The organism is Pontibacillus salipaludis (genome assembly GCF_014642405.1).
Lineage (GTDB): Bacteria > Bacillota > Bacilli > Bacillales > BH030062 > Pontibacillus > Pontibacillus salipaludis.
The window spans coordinates 30,338-47,135 of the sequence record NZ_BMIN01000014.1 but is presented as its reverse complement, the minus strand read 5'-3'; the positions used below and the strand labels follow the sequence as shown (position 1 = coordinate 47,135).

At 41.5% G+C, this 16,798-nt stretch carries 13 protein-coding genes and 1 riboswitch; of the genes, 4 read left to right on the top strand and 9 right to left on the bottom strand.

Annotated features, from left to right (window positions below; genetic code table 11):
* Positions 1-25: 25 nt before the first annotated feature.
* Genes IEW76_RS14575 through trpE form a run of 7 tightly spaced genes read right to left on the bottom strand, consistent with a single transcriptional unit; the run spans position 26 to position 6,613 of the window.
* Positions 26-625 (bottom strand): anthranilate synthase component II, encoded by a 600-nt coding sequence (locus IEW76_RS14575; protein ID WP_188655074.1) that lies wholly within the window; start codon positions 623-625, stop codon positions 26-28.
* A gap of 43 nt (positions 626-668) precedes the next feature.
* On the bottom strand, positions 669-1,481 hold the full coding sequence (trpA, locus tag IEW76_RS14570; protein WP_188655193.1) for a tryptophan synthase subunit alpha: 813 nt from the start codon (positions 1,479-1,481) through the stop codon (positions 669-671).
* Positions 1,482-1,494: 13 nt separating this feature from the next.
* Positions 1,495-2,685 carry a tryptophan synthase subunit beta gene (trpB, locus tag IEW76_RS14565; RefSeq protein ID WP_188655072.1) on the bottom strand — a complete coding sequence of 397 codons (1,191 nt, stop codon included), beginning with the start codon at positions 2,683-2,685 and terminating at the stop codon, positions 1,495-1,497.
* A complete protein-coding gene (locus tag IEW76_RS14560) occupies positions 2,663-3,322 on the bottom strand; it encodes a phosphoribosylanthranilate isomerase (RefSeq protein WP_188655070.1) in 660 nt (219 codons plus the stop codon). Before IEW76_RS14560 ends, trpB begins: the two co-directional genes overlap by 23 nt.
* On the bottom strand, positions 3,303-4,079 hold the full coding sequence (gene trpC / locus IEW76_RS14555) for an indole-3-glycerol phosphate synthase TrpC (RefSeq protein WP_188655068.1): 777 nt from the start codon (positions 4,077-4,079) through the stop codon (positions 3,303-3,305). The genes IEW76_RS14560 and trpC overlap by 20 nt, the downstream gene beginning before the upstream one ends.
* A complete protein-coding gene (trpD, locus tag IEW76_RS14550; protein ID WP_188655066.1) occupies positions 4,072-5,097 on the bottom strand; it encodes an anthranilate phosphoribosyltransferase in 1,026 nt (341 codons plus the stop codon). Before trpD ends, trpC begins: the two co-directional genes overlap by 8 nt.
* Positions 5,090-6,613 carry an anthranilate synthase component I gene (gene trpE, locus IEW76_RS14545; RefSeq protein WP_188655064.1) on the bottom strand — a complete coding sequence of 508 codons (1,524 nt, stop codon included), beginning with the start codon at positions 6,611-6,613 and terminating at the stop codon, positions 5,090-5,092. Before trpE ends, trpD begins: the two co-directional genes overlap by 8 nt.
* 427 nt (positions 6,614-7,040) lie before the next feature.
* Between trpE and IEW76_RS14540 the strand changes: the two genes are divergently transcribed.
* The 3 genes from IEW76_RS14540 to IEW76_RS14530 all read left to right on the top strand — a co-directional run bounded on the left by IEW76_RS14540 (position 7,041) and on the right by IEW76_RS14530 (position 12,274).
* Positions 7,041-8,528 carry a potassium/proton antiporter gene (locus IEW76_RS14540; protein ID WP_188655191.1) on the top strand — a complete coding sequence of 496 codons (1,488 nt, stop codon included), beginning with the start codon at positions 7,041-7,043 and terminating at the stop codon, positions 8,526-8,528.
* Between the two features lie 812 nt (positions 8,529-9,340).
* Positions 9,341-9,442, top strand: a riboswitch (purine riboswitch).
* Positions 9,443-9,552: 110 nt separating this feature from the next.
* Complete coding sequence (locus tag IEW76_RS14535) at positions 9,553-10,854, top strand: NCS2 family permease (RefSeq protein ID WP_188655189.1); 1,302 nt, start codon at positions 9,553-9,555, stop codon at positions 10,852-10,854.
* A gap of 214 nt (positions 10,855-11,068) precedes the next feature.
* A complete protein-coding gene (locus IEW76_RS14530) occupies positions 11,069-12,274 on the top strand; it encodes a helix-turn-helix domain-containing protein (RefSeq protein ID WP_188655062.1) in 1,206 nt (401 codons plus the stop codon).
* 31 nt (positions 12,275-12,305) lie between these two features.
* Here IEW76_RS14530 and IEW76_RS14525 read toward each other — a convergent pair whose 3' ends face one another.
* Together IEW76_RS14525 and IEW76_RS14520 are read right to left on the bottom strand one after the other, a co-directional pair.
* Positions 12,306-14,474, bottom strand: a complete 2,169-nt coding sequence (locus IEW76_RS14525; protein WP_188655060.1) for an ATP-dependent helicase — start codon at positions 14,472-14,474, stop codon at positions 12,306-12,308.
* Positions 14,475-14,672: 198 nt separating this feature from the next.
* Complete coding sequence (locus tag IEW76_RS14520) at positions 14,673-15,911, bottom strand: aminopeptidase (protein ID WP_188655058.1); 1,239 nt, start codon at positions 15,909-15,911, stop codon at positions 14,673-14,675.
* Positions 15,912-16,173: 262 nt separating this feature from the next.
* Between IEW76_RS14520 and IEW76_RS14515 the strand changes: the two genes are divergently transcribed.
* Positions 16,174-16,785, top strand: coding sequence for a nitroreductase family protein (locus IEW76_RS14515; protein ID WP_188655056.1), 612 nt, complete (start codon positions 16,174-16,176; stop codon positions 16,783-16,785).
* The last annotated feature ends 13 nt before the right edge of the window (positions 16,786-16,798 follow it).

The window sequence follows — 16,798 nt, the reverse complement described above, 5'->3', positions numbered from 1 at the left end:
TTAAAACTGAACTACTTCCATAAATCTATTGGACTGTTTCTCTTTTCGTCATCCTAACCTCGTAATAATCTAGGAAATTACGAAGTAACTTCTTTCCATGTTCCGTTAAGATCGATTCAGGGTGAAACTGAACGCCTTCTACTGCAAAATCCAAGTGACGCACTCCCATTAAGTCACCTTCTGGGGTACGCGCGGTAACTTCGAGACTCGGTGGCAACGTTACTTCACTTCCAATTAGTGAATGATAACGCGCCACGGTAAATGGAAGAGGAATTTGATTATACAAGCTACGTCCATCATGTATAACGAGCGAGGTCTTGCCGTGGAACAACTCTTTAGCTCGACCAATCTCCCCACCAAACGCTTGAATAATTGTTTGATGCCCAAGGCAAACGCCTAAGATCGGCATGACTCCTGCAAATTGACGAACGACCTCTAAACAGATTCCGGCTTCATTTGGACTGCATGGACCAGGAGATAGAATGATAGCATCAGGCGCCATAGCTCTAATTTCCTCTATAGTCACCTCGTCATTCCTTCTTACTGTAATATCTCCATAAATCTCACCTACATATTGAACTAAGTTATATGTGAAAGAATCATAGTTATCGATCATTAAGATCATAGTTACTCTCCTATTCTCTGCTATTCTCGGCTCCTAAGGATTATTATTCGTTCCCTTTAACTAACTGCTCCACTTCGCTCTGTAACTCTTGCAACGCTCCAGCCCTAGTCGTTTCATTTGATAGAGCTTCACGATGAGCGTCGATTAATTTGATGATTTTACTTCCAATAATGACACCGTCACTATGTCCTTGGACTAGCTTAACTTGTTCGTAGCTCGAGATTCCAAACCCAACGGCTACAGGTACTTGGCTATAGTGCTTCACCTTCTCTAAGAAAGAAGCAATATCAGGATTCATATCTTTTCGTTCACCCGTTACACCGAGAGAGGAAACGCAGTAAAGGAACCCTTTGGCTTGCTCTGCGATGCGCTTAATGCGCTCTTCTGAATTTGGGGCAACAAGGGATATGAGTTCTACCCCATACTGTTCTGTAAATTCTCGAATTTCTTCACTTTCTTCTAGAGGGATATCCGGAATCAGTAAACCATCCACATCATTTTCTTCCATCGCCTTCGCAAAAGCTTCAAGACCATAACGTAAAACAGGGTTATAGTACGTAAATAGTACAATTGGAATCGTAACCCCGCGCTCCCTCATCTTTGGAACGAGCTTCATTGCTTCTGTCAGGTTCATTCCTTGCGATAGAGCACGACCTGCTGCTTCTTGAATCGTTGGTCCATCAGCTAAAGGGTCTGAATAAGGAACTCCTAGTTCTAATACATCAGCTCCGCTTTGCTGCATTGTGTATGCGATCTCAACAGTCGCTTCAGGAGTTGGATCGCCACTCATGATAAACGGTATAAATAAATTTTTTTCGCGCTTCAATCTCTTTTGAAAACGTGTTTGTTCAACCATTTGCGTCATCGTGTTACCCCTCCTGAAATTGTTCCATAATCGTATTCATATCTTTGTCCCCTCGACCAGATACGTTAATTACAATGGTTTCGCTAGGATCCATTTGTTTTGCTTCTTTAACAGCCTGAGCAATGGCGTGAGCACTCTCAATAGCTGGTATGATTCCCTCTGCCTGAGAGAGGGTCTTTACGGCTTCTAACGCTTCAGCATCTGTTATAGATTCGTATCGAACGCGTCCGGAACTGTGCAAGTAAGCATGCTCAGGCCCAATACCTGGATAGTCAAGTCCAGCGGAGATGGAATACGGCTCTACGATTTGGCCGTGATCATCCTGAATGAGATACGTCATAGAACCGTGAATAATTCCTTGTGTTCCATTAAGAAGAGTTGCTGCATGATCAGGGGTATCAATTCCTTTACCAGCCGCTTCAATTCCAACAAGCTCTACGTCATCCTCTAAGAAAGGATAGAACATGCCGATTGCATTACTCCCTCCGCCTACACATGCGTAAATTCGATCAGGTAGCTTTCCTTCTTTTTCTTTAAATTGGCGCTTTGTTTCGTCACCAATGACACGTTGGAAATCACGAACCATCTTCGGATATGGGTGTGGGCCTACAACAGATCCAATTAGATAATAGTGATCATCACAATGGGCGACCCAATAACGAATCGCTTCGTTGGTAGCATCTTTTAACGTCTTGTCACCAGAAGAAACAGAAATGACTTCAGCTCCTAACAACTGCATACGAAAAACGTTTAGCTGCTGGCGTTCAATATCTTTCTCTCCCATGAACACCTTACATTCTAATCCAAGCTTCGCAGCTACGGTTGCAGATGCAACACCATGCTGACCGGCACCTGTTTCAGCTATAATCTTTTTCTTTCCCATCCTTTTAGCAAGAAGCGCCTGACCAATCGCATTGTTTAGCTTATGAGCTCCTGTATGATTTAGGTCTTCACGCTTTAAGTAGATTTTTGCTCCACCTAATGTCTTCGTGAGCTGGTCGGCATAAGTAAGAGCCGTTGGACGACCACTATAATGCTCTAGTTCATTACGGTATTCTTTCTGAAAGCTCTCATCTTTCATAGCTTCATTAAGTGCATCCTCAATCTCTTTTAACGGAGCCATTAATGTTTCCGGTACAAATTGACCTCCATAATCACCATAGCGACCTCTGTTATCCGGATATACGACTGACATGATGGATCCCCCTTACAAATTTACTCATCTTATTCATATCTTTAGCTTCATCTGATTCAATCCCTGAGGAAACGTCAATACCTGCAGGCTTTAACTTTACTAATTCACTCACGTTCTCGTCTGTTACGCCCCCTGCAATAAAGCAAGGCACGCCTTGTCTTCTCCCCTCTTCTATATAGAAAGGAGCCTGCCCCCAGTCAAAGCGAACACCTGAACCACCCCAGTGTCCTTTCACTTTAGAGTCGACCACATACCCATCAACAACTCCTTGAAACAAGCCCATTCTTTCAAGAGCATCTTCAGAATGATGAATGGCCTTCCAAACTGGCTTCTTAAAACGTTCTTTAATCGCAAGGACTTCAGATAACGTCTCTGTTCCATGCAATTGAATAATATCTAAATGAGTCAGGTGCAGGGCTTCTTCAATCTCAAGCATGGAGGGATTAACGAACACCCCCACTATTTGTTGATTCTCGCTTAAAGGCGCACGCTCTAGCCAGTCTGAAACCTGCTCCGGAAGAACTTGACGTTTACTTTCAGCAAAGATTACACCTACGTAAGGAACACCGGACTGAATGGAATTCTTTAGATCTTCAAAGCTTCGATTTCCACAAAATTTAAGCGCGGTTTGACTCATGATGTACACGTCCTAACATGTTGTGAATTTGTTTTGTCGCATTGTTCTCACGCATGAGAGCCTCTCCGACGAGAATTGCTTTGGCTCCTGCCTGTTTCACCCGCTTCACGTCTTCATAAGAGAATAATCCACTCTCACTGACCACAAGGCTACCTTTAGGAATGCAGCTTGCAATCTTCTCTGTTTGCTCGAGAGTCGTTTTAAAAGTCGTTAAATCTCGGTTATTCACGCCTATAATCTTTGGTTGGAAAACATTAAGAATCTTCTCGAGCGTTTCCGCTGCATGAACTTCCACTAAAGCATCCAGACCTAACTCTGTAGCTTTTTGATAAAGTTCGTAGAGCTTACGAGGTTCTAACACTTCTCCTATAAGAAGGATCGCATCTGCCCCAATCCGCGCACTCTCTTCAACCTGGAGCTCATCGATTATGAAGTCTTTTCGTAAGACAGGAACCGTAACGTGTTGCTTAACCGCAGTTAAGTCTTCGCGCTTTCCTTGGAAGTAAGTCTGATCGGTAAGAACAGATATCGCACTAGCCCCTGCTTCATTGTAAACTCCCGCAATCTCTACAGGACGGAAGTCTTCACGGATTACACCTTTAGAAGGAGATGCTTTTTTCACTTCAGCAATGAGCGAAACCAGATCTTCGCCCGTACTTAACGCTTCATAAAAAGAACGCTTCTCTACTTCTGCTTGTTCAGGTAATGAAAGAGTACTCACTTCTTCTTTCTTCGTTTCAATGATTCGATCAAGCATAACGTGCTCCCTCCAATGTGTGTCGCAACGATTGATAATAATGATGAACCGTCTTATTCCCTAATGCCTTCTGAACTTCTTGTACCCCTTCTTCTATAGAAGAAACTCTTCCTCCTACATAAAGACCAGCACCAGCATTCAGGGCAACAATATCTCTTGCGCTCTCGTTCGCATTTCCTTCAAAGATTGCCTGTATGAGTTTAGCACTCTCTAATGAATTCTTAACTTGTATATCTTCTAAACGCCCACGTTTCAGACCAAATTGTTCAGGCTTAACGGTTGATCTCGTCACAACGCCTTCTTTTAATTCCACCACGTTCGTTTCATCTGAAATCGACAATTCATCTAATCCGTCTTTGCCTGTTACAAGGAGGACATGCTCGGATCCAAGTTCGTGTAAAGTATGAGCCAACTTCTCTCCAAGTGACGTATCATAGATCCCAATTACTTGATGTCTTGCATTAGCAGGGTTTGATAATGGGCCTAGGACATTGAAGGCTGTACGAAAGCCCAGTTCTCGCCTTGCTGTGACAGCGTGCTTCATTGCTTGATGATAATTTGGCGCGAATAAGAACGTCATCCCTGTAGTCTCTAGCATTTCAGCCGCTTGTTCGGCTGTCGTATCAACCGGAACTCCAAGATATTCTAAAACATCAGCACTTCCACTCGCAGATGATACTTTTCGGTTCCCGTGCTTTGCGACCTTCACATCCATTGAAGCTAATACGATTGCAACGGCTGTTGAGATATTAAATGTGGACAAACCATCTCCACCGGTTCCACAAGTATCCACAACTACCTCTTCTGAATGTTGAATCGTCCTCATGTGCTTACGCATTCCTTTAGTAAATCCAAGAAGTTCTTCGACCGTTTCACCTCGAAAACGCAAGATTGATAGAAAACTAGCCAGCTGTTCTGTACCGATTTCCCCTTGCATGATAAGATCCATAATCTGAAAAGCCTCTTGTTCCGTTAGAGTCTCTTCATTTAACAGTCGGTTTAGGGTTGCTTTAAGCATAGTTCGTCTCCTCCTCGTGAGATTTCGTCCCAAACAGTTCTTCTGCTTGATCAATGGTCTGCAATAGCGCGCTTGCTTTATTCACGGTTTCCTGCCATTCTTTCTCAGGGTCGGAATCAGCTACAACACCTGCACCAGCTTGCACGTGAGCCATTTGATCTTTAAGTAGAATGGTCCTGATTGCAATACACGAGTCGAGGTTTCCATCAAAGCCAAAGTAAACGACGCCTCCGCCATATACGTTACGAGCAGTCGGCTCTAGTTCTTGCAAGATTTCCATAGCTCTGATTTTAGGAGCTCCTGATAATGTTCCTGCCGGGAATGCTGACTGAAATGCTTCAATCGGATGAGTCCCCGGACTAAGGTCTCCAGTAACTTTACTGATCATATGCATAACCCTTGAGAACTTCATGATTTCAGAAAGCACTGGAGTTCTGACTGTTCCAAAAGAAGCTACTCGGCCTACATCATTTCTCGCTAAGTCCACTAACATGTAGTGTTCTGATTTCTCTTTCTCATCTTGCAGAAGGTCCTCTGCTAAGGCATGATCTTCTTCTTCAGTTTCCCCACGTTTTCTTGTGCCAGCTATGGGATGGATTTCGATTTCATCATCGGCAACCTGGATTAAGCGTTCTGGGGAACTACCAATCAATTCATAATCCTGATAGTTAATATAAAACATATAAGGTGATGGGTTCACGTGCCGTAATACACGATACAACTGAAGTCCATCAACACTCACTTTCTTTGAAAATCGTTGGGATAGTACAGATTGAAATATGTCTCCTGCGCGAATGTATTCCTTAATCTTCTCTACATCTTCTTTATATTTGCTCTTCTCATAGTTCGTCTCGACACCCTCAAGACCATTTGTTTTGCTATGGTTGTGAAAAGCTAAAAATGGCTGTGCCTCTTGAGTGGATGAAAGCTTTGATAAAAGCTCATTCACCTTATTTACTGCCTGGTCGTACTTTTGACGAAGTGTATCTTCATCATCATCCTCGTTTCGAACAAATCGAACAAGGGTTAGCTCATTTGACTTATGGTCGTACGCTAATAATGTTCGACAAAACAGAAAGTGGTAATGAGGCATATTCAAATCGTCATATCGAGGAGCTGGTATCTTCTCCATATCAGAAATGGCATCATAAGAAACAAATCCGACTCCTCCGCCGTGAAATGGCAATGGGACATCTGGAAGTTTCACTTGTAGTCGATCAAAAATTTGATCAAAGCCGTCTTGAAGGGACTCTGCCTCTGTTGTTTCTTGCCGATCTTCATCGTAAAACGAAATTTGACCATTCGTTTCTGACATCGTAATAAATGGGTGTAAACCAATAAAGGAATATCGAGACCAAGAGGAGGTATGGTCTCCGCTTTCTAATAAATAGACCGCTTCTTCGCGCAAGCGTTCATACATTTGAATGGGGGTTACCGTATCACTATAGCACTGATACGTAACGGGAACCGTCTTATGGGTAGACGACTCTTGTAAAAATTGAAGTATGTCTTTCATCGATCTCACCTCTCCATAATAAGTCATGGAGAATGAGAGGGCTTGAGGATAAATATATGGGGAACCATCTTCATATGATGGACCTATGCTCTACTCATCTCAACTAAAAACTCCTCAACTCACCTATCTCATTCTCAACTCACCTAAACTAATCTCTTCTATTTAACATCATACTAATCTAATCTACTCTGCATACATCTATTTGCCTAATTTTCTCTAATCTAAACTCTTCTAAAACTTGTAAACTAGTGTAATACATGCCTTACTTCATGTCAATCGGACAGCTATCCAACAATTATGTGAAAGCTTTGATTGGAGTTTGAATTTCGTTTTTTATATAATTAAATAAAGAAATAAATGGGGCAAGCTAGAAATACTCAAGCTTGATTTTCATTTAAAGTGTTAGTTATAAAGGACGGGATTCAGAATCGAAGAACTATTTCAATCTAATCAAACGATACTTCTAATAGCGATCTTATTAATCACAAGTGTTTTAGTTACAAAATTCTCCACCCGACTAGGTGTACCGTCTCTTGTCTTATTTATTGGCGTTGGCATGCTTGTCGGTAGTGATGGACTTGGCTTTATATACTTTGATAATGCCGGCCTTGCCCAGACTGTAGGGACATTTGCTCTCATTGTGATCTTGTTCGAAGGTGGACTAGAAACAAAATGGGGGACTATAAAAAAGGTTGCTACACCTGCCTTAATTTTGGCTACCGTAGGGGTACTCATTACAGCTGCACTTGTCGGCATAGCTTCTAAGTTCATTTTTGACATCTCATGGCTAGAAGCCCTCCTGTTTGGTTCCATTGTAGGCTCCACAGATGCCGCTGCTGTCTTCGCAGTATTAAGAGGAAAAAATGTGAAAGGTAAAATTGAGGCCACACTTGAAGCTGAGTCCGGCTCAAACGATCCTATGGCCGTGTTCCTAACCGTTTCATTTATTGAGTTAATCAAACAACCAGAAGCCAATTATCTCATTATTGCCGGCTCTTTCTTCTGGCAAATGGGAATTGGATTAATTGTTGGTGTCGTCATCGGTAAGCTTGGAAGTATGGCAATCAATAAGATTAATTTAGACTCTGGAGGGCTCTATCCCCTATTTGCTCTTTCCTTTGCCTTACTTACATACAGCGTAAGTTCATTGGTTCAAGCAAGCGGTTTACTAGCTGTATACGCTGCAGCGCTAGTCATCGGAAATTCAGAATTAACCTACCGCCACTCTATTTTACGTTTTAATGAAGGGTTTACTTGGATGATGCAAATTACCATGTTTGTCATTCTAGGGCTGCTTGTTTTCCCATCTGAATTATTCACAACAGATGTAATAGGAAAAGGTTTGCTTCTATCCGTAATTCTCATTTTCATAGCTCGTCCAATTGCGGTCTTTATATCTCTAGGGACGTTTCCTTTCACTGTTAAAGAGAAATTCTTCTTGTCTTGGGCGGGACTTAGGGGAGCAGTACCAATCGTCTTAGCAACTTTCCCACTAATGGCAGACCTGGACGACAGCCAGTTAATCTTTAATGTAGTATTCTTTATTGTGCTCACTTCAACCCTTCTCCAAGGGTCTACCATTACACCGCTAGCTAAGAAACTAAACCTTGCAGGTGAAGCACGTAACAATCCGGTTCACTCTCTTGAACTCATCTCCATCGGTAAGGCGAACGTAGAACTTGTAGAGTATGAAGTTACGCCCGCAACGTCTATCAATGGACAGAACCTTGAATCCATTGAATTCCCAGAGGGAACACTCATTAACGCCATTATACGCGGCGGAGACATTGTTACACCATACGGACAAACCGTCATTCAAGAAGGTGACGTTTTGTATATCCTTGTGTCCAAAAAGAACAAATCAGAATTACAAAAACTACTCCAAGCCGAAACGCTTCATGCTCAGATTGAATAGAAGTACTCAGCAGCACTGCGATCCCCAATAATATCGCAGTGCTTTTTTTATTTAACTATTGGCCTTGTTAATGTTTGTTGCTGACCTTTTTAACTTATCCACATAAGCTCACTTATACGGAGGACTTGAAGTCGAGATGATTGTTATGCAGGAGATAGGAGTCGTTTCCGTTAGCCTTAACGAAGCGTAAGGTGGGCCTAGAAATCACTCGCTTTCCGCAGACGGCCTCACACGACATGGGGGCGTTCGGCGTTAGCTATTGACGTGACGGTGTTAGTCAAACTTTCTCTTTCTTTTTAGAGCCTCCTCATGGAAAACCACACTGCGGGGTCTCGTCTACCTCTTTTACCCACAGGAGGCTCGCCAATTTCCATCCCCGCCTTTGCTGAATGGAGAGTAACGGAAACGCTCCATATATGGGAATGTGGGCTTAAGCACAAGAATTATATGAGGTCCGTTCACCACCTATTGGCTGGGCTTGCTCGGGGACTGCGAGACTCCCGCGGGATAAGGAGCCTAGGGGAGACCCCACAGAGAGCGATAGCGAACGAGGAGGCTTCCCAGCTCCCCGCAGGAAAGCGAGTTGTCCCCGAGCAAGCCCGAGCACTTCTACAGCAACGGACCTATCCGCCTCAAATATCTCAGCTCCGTGTCTTCAACAATCCTGCCCCATTTCCGACCAAACAAATTACAAAAAATAACACCACTAAACACTTAATTTTTCGAAAATGATAATAGTATTGACGCTACTACCCTATACTGCTAAAGTTGCTTAAGTGACGATATCGTCATCAATGAATTAATACTATACACTACACTTCACTTCATTTCCTTGTATAAGTTCGAGAATAGGGCTCGAACGTATCTACTAAGCTACCGTAAATAGCTAGGCTACAAGGGATTTCGTTTATCAATAACTCCACTTTTGGATAGTGATACGCGATCCCTTTGTAGATCTCAAGCTTCGGTAGATACCTAACCGAGGCTTTTTTAATGCATAAAGGGAGGATCAACTATGAACCGCATACAAGAGTTCTTTCAATTTAAAGAACGCGAGACAAACTTCAAGCAAGAAACTATAGCTGGTATGACAACGTTTCTGGCTCTGGCTTACATCCTGATCGTTAATCCAGCAATCTTAAGTCAAGCAGGAATGGATAAAGGCGCTGTCTTTACCGCTACGGCTTTAACGATTATATTTGGTACACTTATGATAGGTTTAATCGCCAATTACCCAATCGGGATCGCACCAAGTATGGGCTTAAACTCATTTTTCACATTTGCCGTTGTAAATACAATGGGAATTCCGTGGGAAACAGCCATAACTGGTGTATTTATCGCAGCGATTTTGTTTACAATTCTAAGTTTATTAAAAATCCGGGAAAAGATAATTAATGCTATTCCTCAAAATTTAAAGCACGCTGTTTCAGCTGGTATTGGCTTTTTCATTGCTTTTATTGGTTTAAAAAACTCGAGTTTGATTGTGAGTAATCCGGACACGATTGTAGCATTTGGAGACTTAACTGACGCGAGCACGCTTTTAGCTGTATTTGGATTTATTATTACGATTATTATGCTGGCTTACGGATGGAAAGGCGCCATCTTTTATGGAATTATCATTACAACGGTCGTTGGTTTGCTAACAGGAATGATCGCAAAACCAGACGCCATTGTAGGTGGCATACCAAGTTTAGAACCAACTCTTGGTGTAGCGCTGCAACCTGAAAATTTAGCTAATGCGGTCTCCCCTACTGTCTTACCTGTTATCTTTACGTTCTTATTTGTAGCCTTCTTTGACACTGCAGGCACACTAATCGCCATTGCTTCTCAGGCTGGATTAATGAAAGACAATAAAGTACCAAACGCAGGACGTGCTTTACTTTCAGATAGTACAGCGTCAATGGTAGGTGCTGCACTAGGAACTTCAACTACTGCTTCAATGGTAGAATCCTCTGCAGGAATTGGAGCAGGAGGACGTACTGGTTTCACAGCTGTCATTATGAGCCTATGTTTCGCAATTGCGATTTTCTTTGAGCCAGTTCTATCTATTGTCCCAATTACCCTTACTGCCCCAGCTCTTATTATAGTTGGCGCAATGATGGCATCCGAGGCAAAAGCGATTGATTGGACCCGAATCGAAATTGCAATCCCGTCCTTCATTACCATTCTCATGATGCCTTTAACAAGTAGTGTAGCAACAGGAATTGCTCTTGGGTTTATTCTATACCCAATAACCATGATCGCATCCAAACAACACAAGGACATGCATCCGATGATGTACGTTCTGTTCGTTCTATTTATCCCTTATTTAATCTATAGCGCGTAAGAAAGCAACCCATCTAACTTGTAAGGCCCCCTGTAATTCTTGATTACAGGGGGTTTTTAATAACTAGCCACCTCTCTCTTTACAACTTCGAATACATGCAACGAACCCCTCATCCCTACTAAGTGTTTTCCACACACAAAACACATATATATTATACATCTTTTTGTTTTAATGCTATTATATGTAATCGAATAGACTAAAAGGAGATTATAGTATGGAGATCAAAACCGATTACTCTCTGCGCGCTCTGTTCACCTTTTATTATTCGACTAGAGCACCTATCTATTTTTTTGAGTACGGTACACAGAATAAGACTTCTATGGGTGAAATTGCATGCCCTCTACAGCGTCTAGAGAAAGAAGAAAGAGAACTGATTCAACATAAAATGAAACAAAGAGGACGAGTTCACCACGTAACAGACCCTTTTCATCGCCACTTTTTAGCCATAAACACCGAACCTTTTCCCTCGCTTCCTGCTGGTTATATTTGTATAGGTCCTTTTCTATACAATGAATTAAACAACCAAGACATTCAAGAAGCTTTTCAAAGGCAAGGGGAATCCATTTATGTATCGAGGAAGGTTCTGACTTACTATGCTCAACTCCCTGTCGTCCACTCGCAACAAGTTCTTTATTACGGACAAATTTTACTAGCATTACTTGCGAATGACTGGGAGACACCTATCATTGATCAAACGTTTGATCAATTCACGTTCATACCTAAGAAGAATGAGCCTTCTCAAGAAGATACTCAGTTCTTATCACAAGCCTTTCAACTCGAGCAAAAGTTCTTGGATAAGTTACATCAAGGAGACCCCTCTGCAGTTGATGAACTTAGTCACACCAAGTACTACCCTATCCCGACGTATGGAAAGGACAATATGGTTCGATCTTATAAGAATAGATTAATTTCCACAGTTACATTAGTAGCTCGAACAGCCATTAGCGCAGGGGTAGACGAAACCGAGTCCTTATCAACTTCTTACTATTATATACATGAAATTGAGCAAAAAGAGAAAATTGAAGACCTTATGCATATGGAGAAAGTGATGCTTCATGACTATCTATCTAAAATCCAACAACAAGAGCAAAAGGATCATTCACCACTCATGCAAGCCTGCCTTGAGAGCATACAATCTAACCTCCATAAACCAATTACCATTGAAAGAATCTCGAAGGAGTTAGGCGTGCGATCAGAGCACCTTTCTAAACTCTTTAAAAGAGAAATAGGTCTCACACTTCAACAATACATTCATAGACAAAAAATGAAAGAAGTTAAGAAAGCATTATTAAGACAGAATGACTCGATCCTGACTGTAGCTGAAACATTCGGATACAAGAGCGCCTCTCATTTTTCAAGGATATTTAAGAGGTACGAAGGTCTATCACCAAGCAACTACCGAAAACAAAATGGTATATAAAAACGAGGCTGTCACATGGCAGCCTCGTTTCTTATACATTCGACTTTTCTAAACGCTTAAAGTTCCAACTAATAGGCCGAGTCACTTCCATCTCTTCAAAATAGATCTTATACATCCTTTTACGATCATCAACCTCTTCAATTGTCCCTGTTCCGAAAACAGGATGAATCACTCGATCGCCCCTCTTAAAAGAAGCGTCAGATGTTGGTGTAGCCTCCAATTGATTGTTCATCCGAATGATTTCCTTCGCCTCTTGTTCAAACTCAGGTTCGATTATACCGAGTCTGTCGTATAATGATTCTTCAAGTTCAAATAGGAAGCGAGAAGGATACTTCTTCTCTCCTCGTCCACTTGTTCCTTCAGATTCTGTCAGATATAGTTCACGTTCTGCCCTCGTCATAGCTACATAAGCAAGACGACGTTCTTCTTCAAGGGCATACTCTTTTCTTTCCCTCAGTGATCGCTCATTAGGTAAAACTCTTTCATTAAATCCGACTAAAAAAACATATGGATATTCTAATCCTTTTGAGGTGTGGATCGTCATTAGCTTCACCGCTTCACGTTGGTCCTCTCTATCATTTTCCGTATAAAGCGTGAGCATTTGTAAATAATATTCAAGCGAAATTTCTTCTCCCATTGCTTCTTCGTACTGTACAACCGAGTGCTTCAGTTCCATCAGGTTATCTAACCTCTCATGATCTCCATCCTCGCGAATAAAGGCTTCATAACCCGTTCCTTGCAATAAGTCTTGAAGTAAGTCTGCAACAGAGAGTTCAGTACGCTTAATCTTCATGGATTCTATTACTTCAATAAATTCTTTCGCTTTCGTACGGTTGAAAATAGGATGATCTATATGATCAACTAACGTTTGGTAGAGGGATTTGCCTTCTTCTTCAGACCGCTCTCTTAAAAAGGTAATCCGCTTCTTCCCCATTTGCCTTCTAGGTGTATTTATAATTCTCATAAATGATAAATCATCTTCAAAAGCCAAAAGCTTTAAGTGAGCAAGCGCATCCTTAATTTCTTTTCGTTCAAAGAACTTAAACCCTCCAAAGATACTATACTCCAGGTTCTCATGAATGAGTGCTTGTTCCACAAAGCGCGATAAGTAATTCGCACGGTATAGAACCGCCACCTCATTTAACGAGGCTCCACGCTCTTTTTGCAAGGTTTGAATACGTGAAACAATCCATTTGGCTTCCTCTTCCTCTGTCTTAGCGTGGTAGTGAATAACATTAACGCCCTTAGGGTTATGCGTGAACATATCTTTATCTACTCGTAATTTATTTTGCTTTATAAGTGCATTTCCGATATCTAAGATTTGAGGAGTGGAGCGGTAATTCTCATTTAACAGGACCGTTTTGCAACCAGGAAACCACTGATCAAAATTCACCATAAATTTTGGATCAGCGCCTCTCCATTCATAAATCGTTTGGTCCGGATCCCCCACAACAAACACATTTCCATGACCTTTACTAAGGATCCGTATGAGCTCAAATTGTTTTGGACTGCTGTCTTGAAACTCATCAACTTGAATGTAATATAGTCTTTCCTGCCATTTCTCCAATACGTCTTTATATTCTCCAAAGAGCACTAATGTAAAGTTAAGAAGATCATCAAAATCAAGCCCATACACTCGTCTTTGCTTTTTTAGATAGGCTACTATAATTTTTCGATCTACCTCTTCTACTTGCTCAGGATCGATGGTTTTCTCTCTCGAAATAAGATCATACACATAACCTGTGTCCGCTTTTAGTTCACCAATTTTCTTTAAGATTCGGGCAAACTTGTGGTCATTCACCTTTAACCCAAACTCGTCATAGATTTCTCTTAAGATTGACTTTTGATCTTCTGTGTCTAAAATGAGAAATTGCTTCGGATAGAAAAGATGATGGATGTCTTCGCGTAAGATTCGCACACAAAAACCATGATAAGTATTAATGTATCCCGTATCTCTTTCTCCACCAACAAGTTTCTTAACCCTTCTCCTCATCTCCTGAGCTGCTTTGTTCGTAAAAGTGACACATAGAAGATTAGAAGGCTCAAGCCCTAATTCACTTACTAAATATGCATAGCGGTTCGTTAGGGTACGCGTTTTACCAGAACCAGCTCCAGCAATAACCCGAACCGCTCCTTCAGTCGAAGTAACCGCCATTTCTTGCTGTTCATTCAAACCATTAAAAATTCCATCAGTCTCCATATACCTTACCCCCGAACAGAACGTTTGTTTGTACACCATTATACCAAACAACCCACCTCTTTAACCATGAACAGCACTGAAGGGTGCCAGTCCCCCTTTACCAGAGTAAAGGGGGACTGGCACCCTTTGGTTCTTTACAGTGATAAAGAAATAAGAACACAAAAAAGAGAGCTCAAATAGAGCTCTCCTTACAGGTTTTTATGAAAAATCAAATGCCCAGTTGCCATTACGGAAAACAGGTTCCGTCTCACCAGATGGCGTAATACCATCGATATCCAGTTCTCCTGATCCCATCATAAAGTCGACGTGGACAATACTGTTGTTCACACCATTTTCATCAAGTTGATCATCATCCATCTTCGCTCCACCTTCGATGCTGCTAGGATAAGCTTTTCCTAAAGCGAGGTGACAAGACGCGTTTTCATCATAAAGTGTGTTATAGAAGATCACACCACTTTGAGAAATTGGGGACTGATGAGGAACAATGGCAAGCTCTCCTAAACGACGTGCCCCTTCATCCATGTTTACCAGTTGCTCTAATGTTTCATACCCTGTTTCTGCTTCGAAATCCACGACTTTACCTTCTTTAAATGTTAATGAGAAATTCTCGATCAAGTTTCCTCCATAACTAAGAGGTTTTGTACTAGATACAGTACCATTTACGCCGTATTTATGAGGTAATGTAAAGACTTCTTCAGTAGGCATATTTGCATTAAAGGAGGTACCTTGCTCTGATTTAGATGCCCCACCTTTCCAAACATGACTATCCGGTAGTTCCACTTCAAGATCTGTACCTGGAGATTTATAGATCAATTTCTTAAATTGCTTCTTATTAAGGTAATCGCGAGCCTTCCCTAACGCTTCGTTATGCTCATCCCATGCTTTTAATGGATCTTCTTGGTCTACTCGTGTAATCGTAAAGATCTGTTCCCAAAGCTTTGATACCGCTTCTTCTTCGGATACATTAGGAAAGACCTTTTTAGCCCATTCCGGGTTCGGAATCGCTACGATAGACCACGTAATCTTATCGTTCATCGTATACTTCCTAAAGTTCTTCATCGCTTCTCCACTCGCTTTACTAGCGGCAGCTATTCGAGAAGAATCAATCCCATTTAAATTATCAGGGTCGGTTGAACGAATGGATAATACTGCAGCACCATTTTCAGCAAAATAGTCATATTGATCTACTTTCCACTGAGGTACTGTTTCTAATACATCTTGTGAAGCATGCTCGAAATAAAGGCGTTGCATAACATCATCGGCCCAGTTAATATGAACATCTTTAGCACCAGCTTCATAGGCTTTTCTAGCTACAATTCGCGCAAACTCAGCACCATCAACAGGAGCATTCAACATAAGAATTTGATCTTTCTGTAAGTTGACTCCTTTATGTATAGCTAACTCTGCGTATTTTTCTAACTGCTGTGTTGTAGGCATATAAGCCCTCCTTTAAAGTGTTTTGAATACTTTGACTTCCATTTAGCATAACAAATCCGGACCGTTTTTGTAACAATAGCCGCTTCGTTATTCCTACATTATCCACTACAAGAAGCGTTTTTCTACAATGGATGTAAATGTACGAGTAAAACCATTGCGAATAAGCATTTCATTTCGTTACAATATCTAATCGAAATAGGAATAAATCCATTCGAATATCTCGAAACCAAGCTAAACCAAATGACATAGGAGGTTCTTCCTAATGGATACAACAATGATTGAAACAATGCAAAAACGTAACGGTACGAAAGAATTCGCTAAAGACAGCACGATTTCTAAAGAAGAACTAGAAGCCATCCTTAAAGATGCGACAACTGCCCCATCTTCTTTTAACTTACAACACTGGCACTTTCTCGTCTTCCACAGCAATGAAGCGAAACAACAGCTTCTTCCGATTGCATTTGGACAAGAAAAAGTAACAGACGCTGCTGCAACAATTGCTGTACTTGCAGATAAAGAAGCTAATGCAAATATTGACGATGCCTTCAACCCTCTAGTAGAGAACGAAGTTATTACCACAGAGATGAAAGAAAATATCGCAGGTACAATTAATCGAATTTATGAAAATAAACAAGCCGCCCATGATACAGCTCTTATTAATGCCGGACTTGTCAGCATGCAAATTATGCTCGCAGCCGAGGCCCGTGACTATGATACGTTAGCAATGGGTGGCTTTTCTGCTAATCAACTAAAAGAAACGTTCGATATCTCAGAACGATTTGAACCTGTAATGCTGATATCGATCGGTAAAGAAGCATGGACCCCAGCCAAAACACCCCGCCGCTCTGTAGAAGAAGTCTCAACATGGATCTAACAAAAGCGTAAGC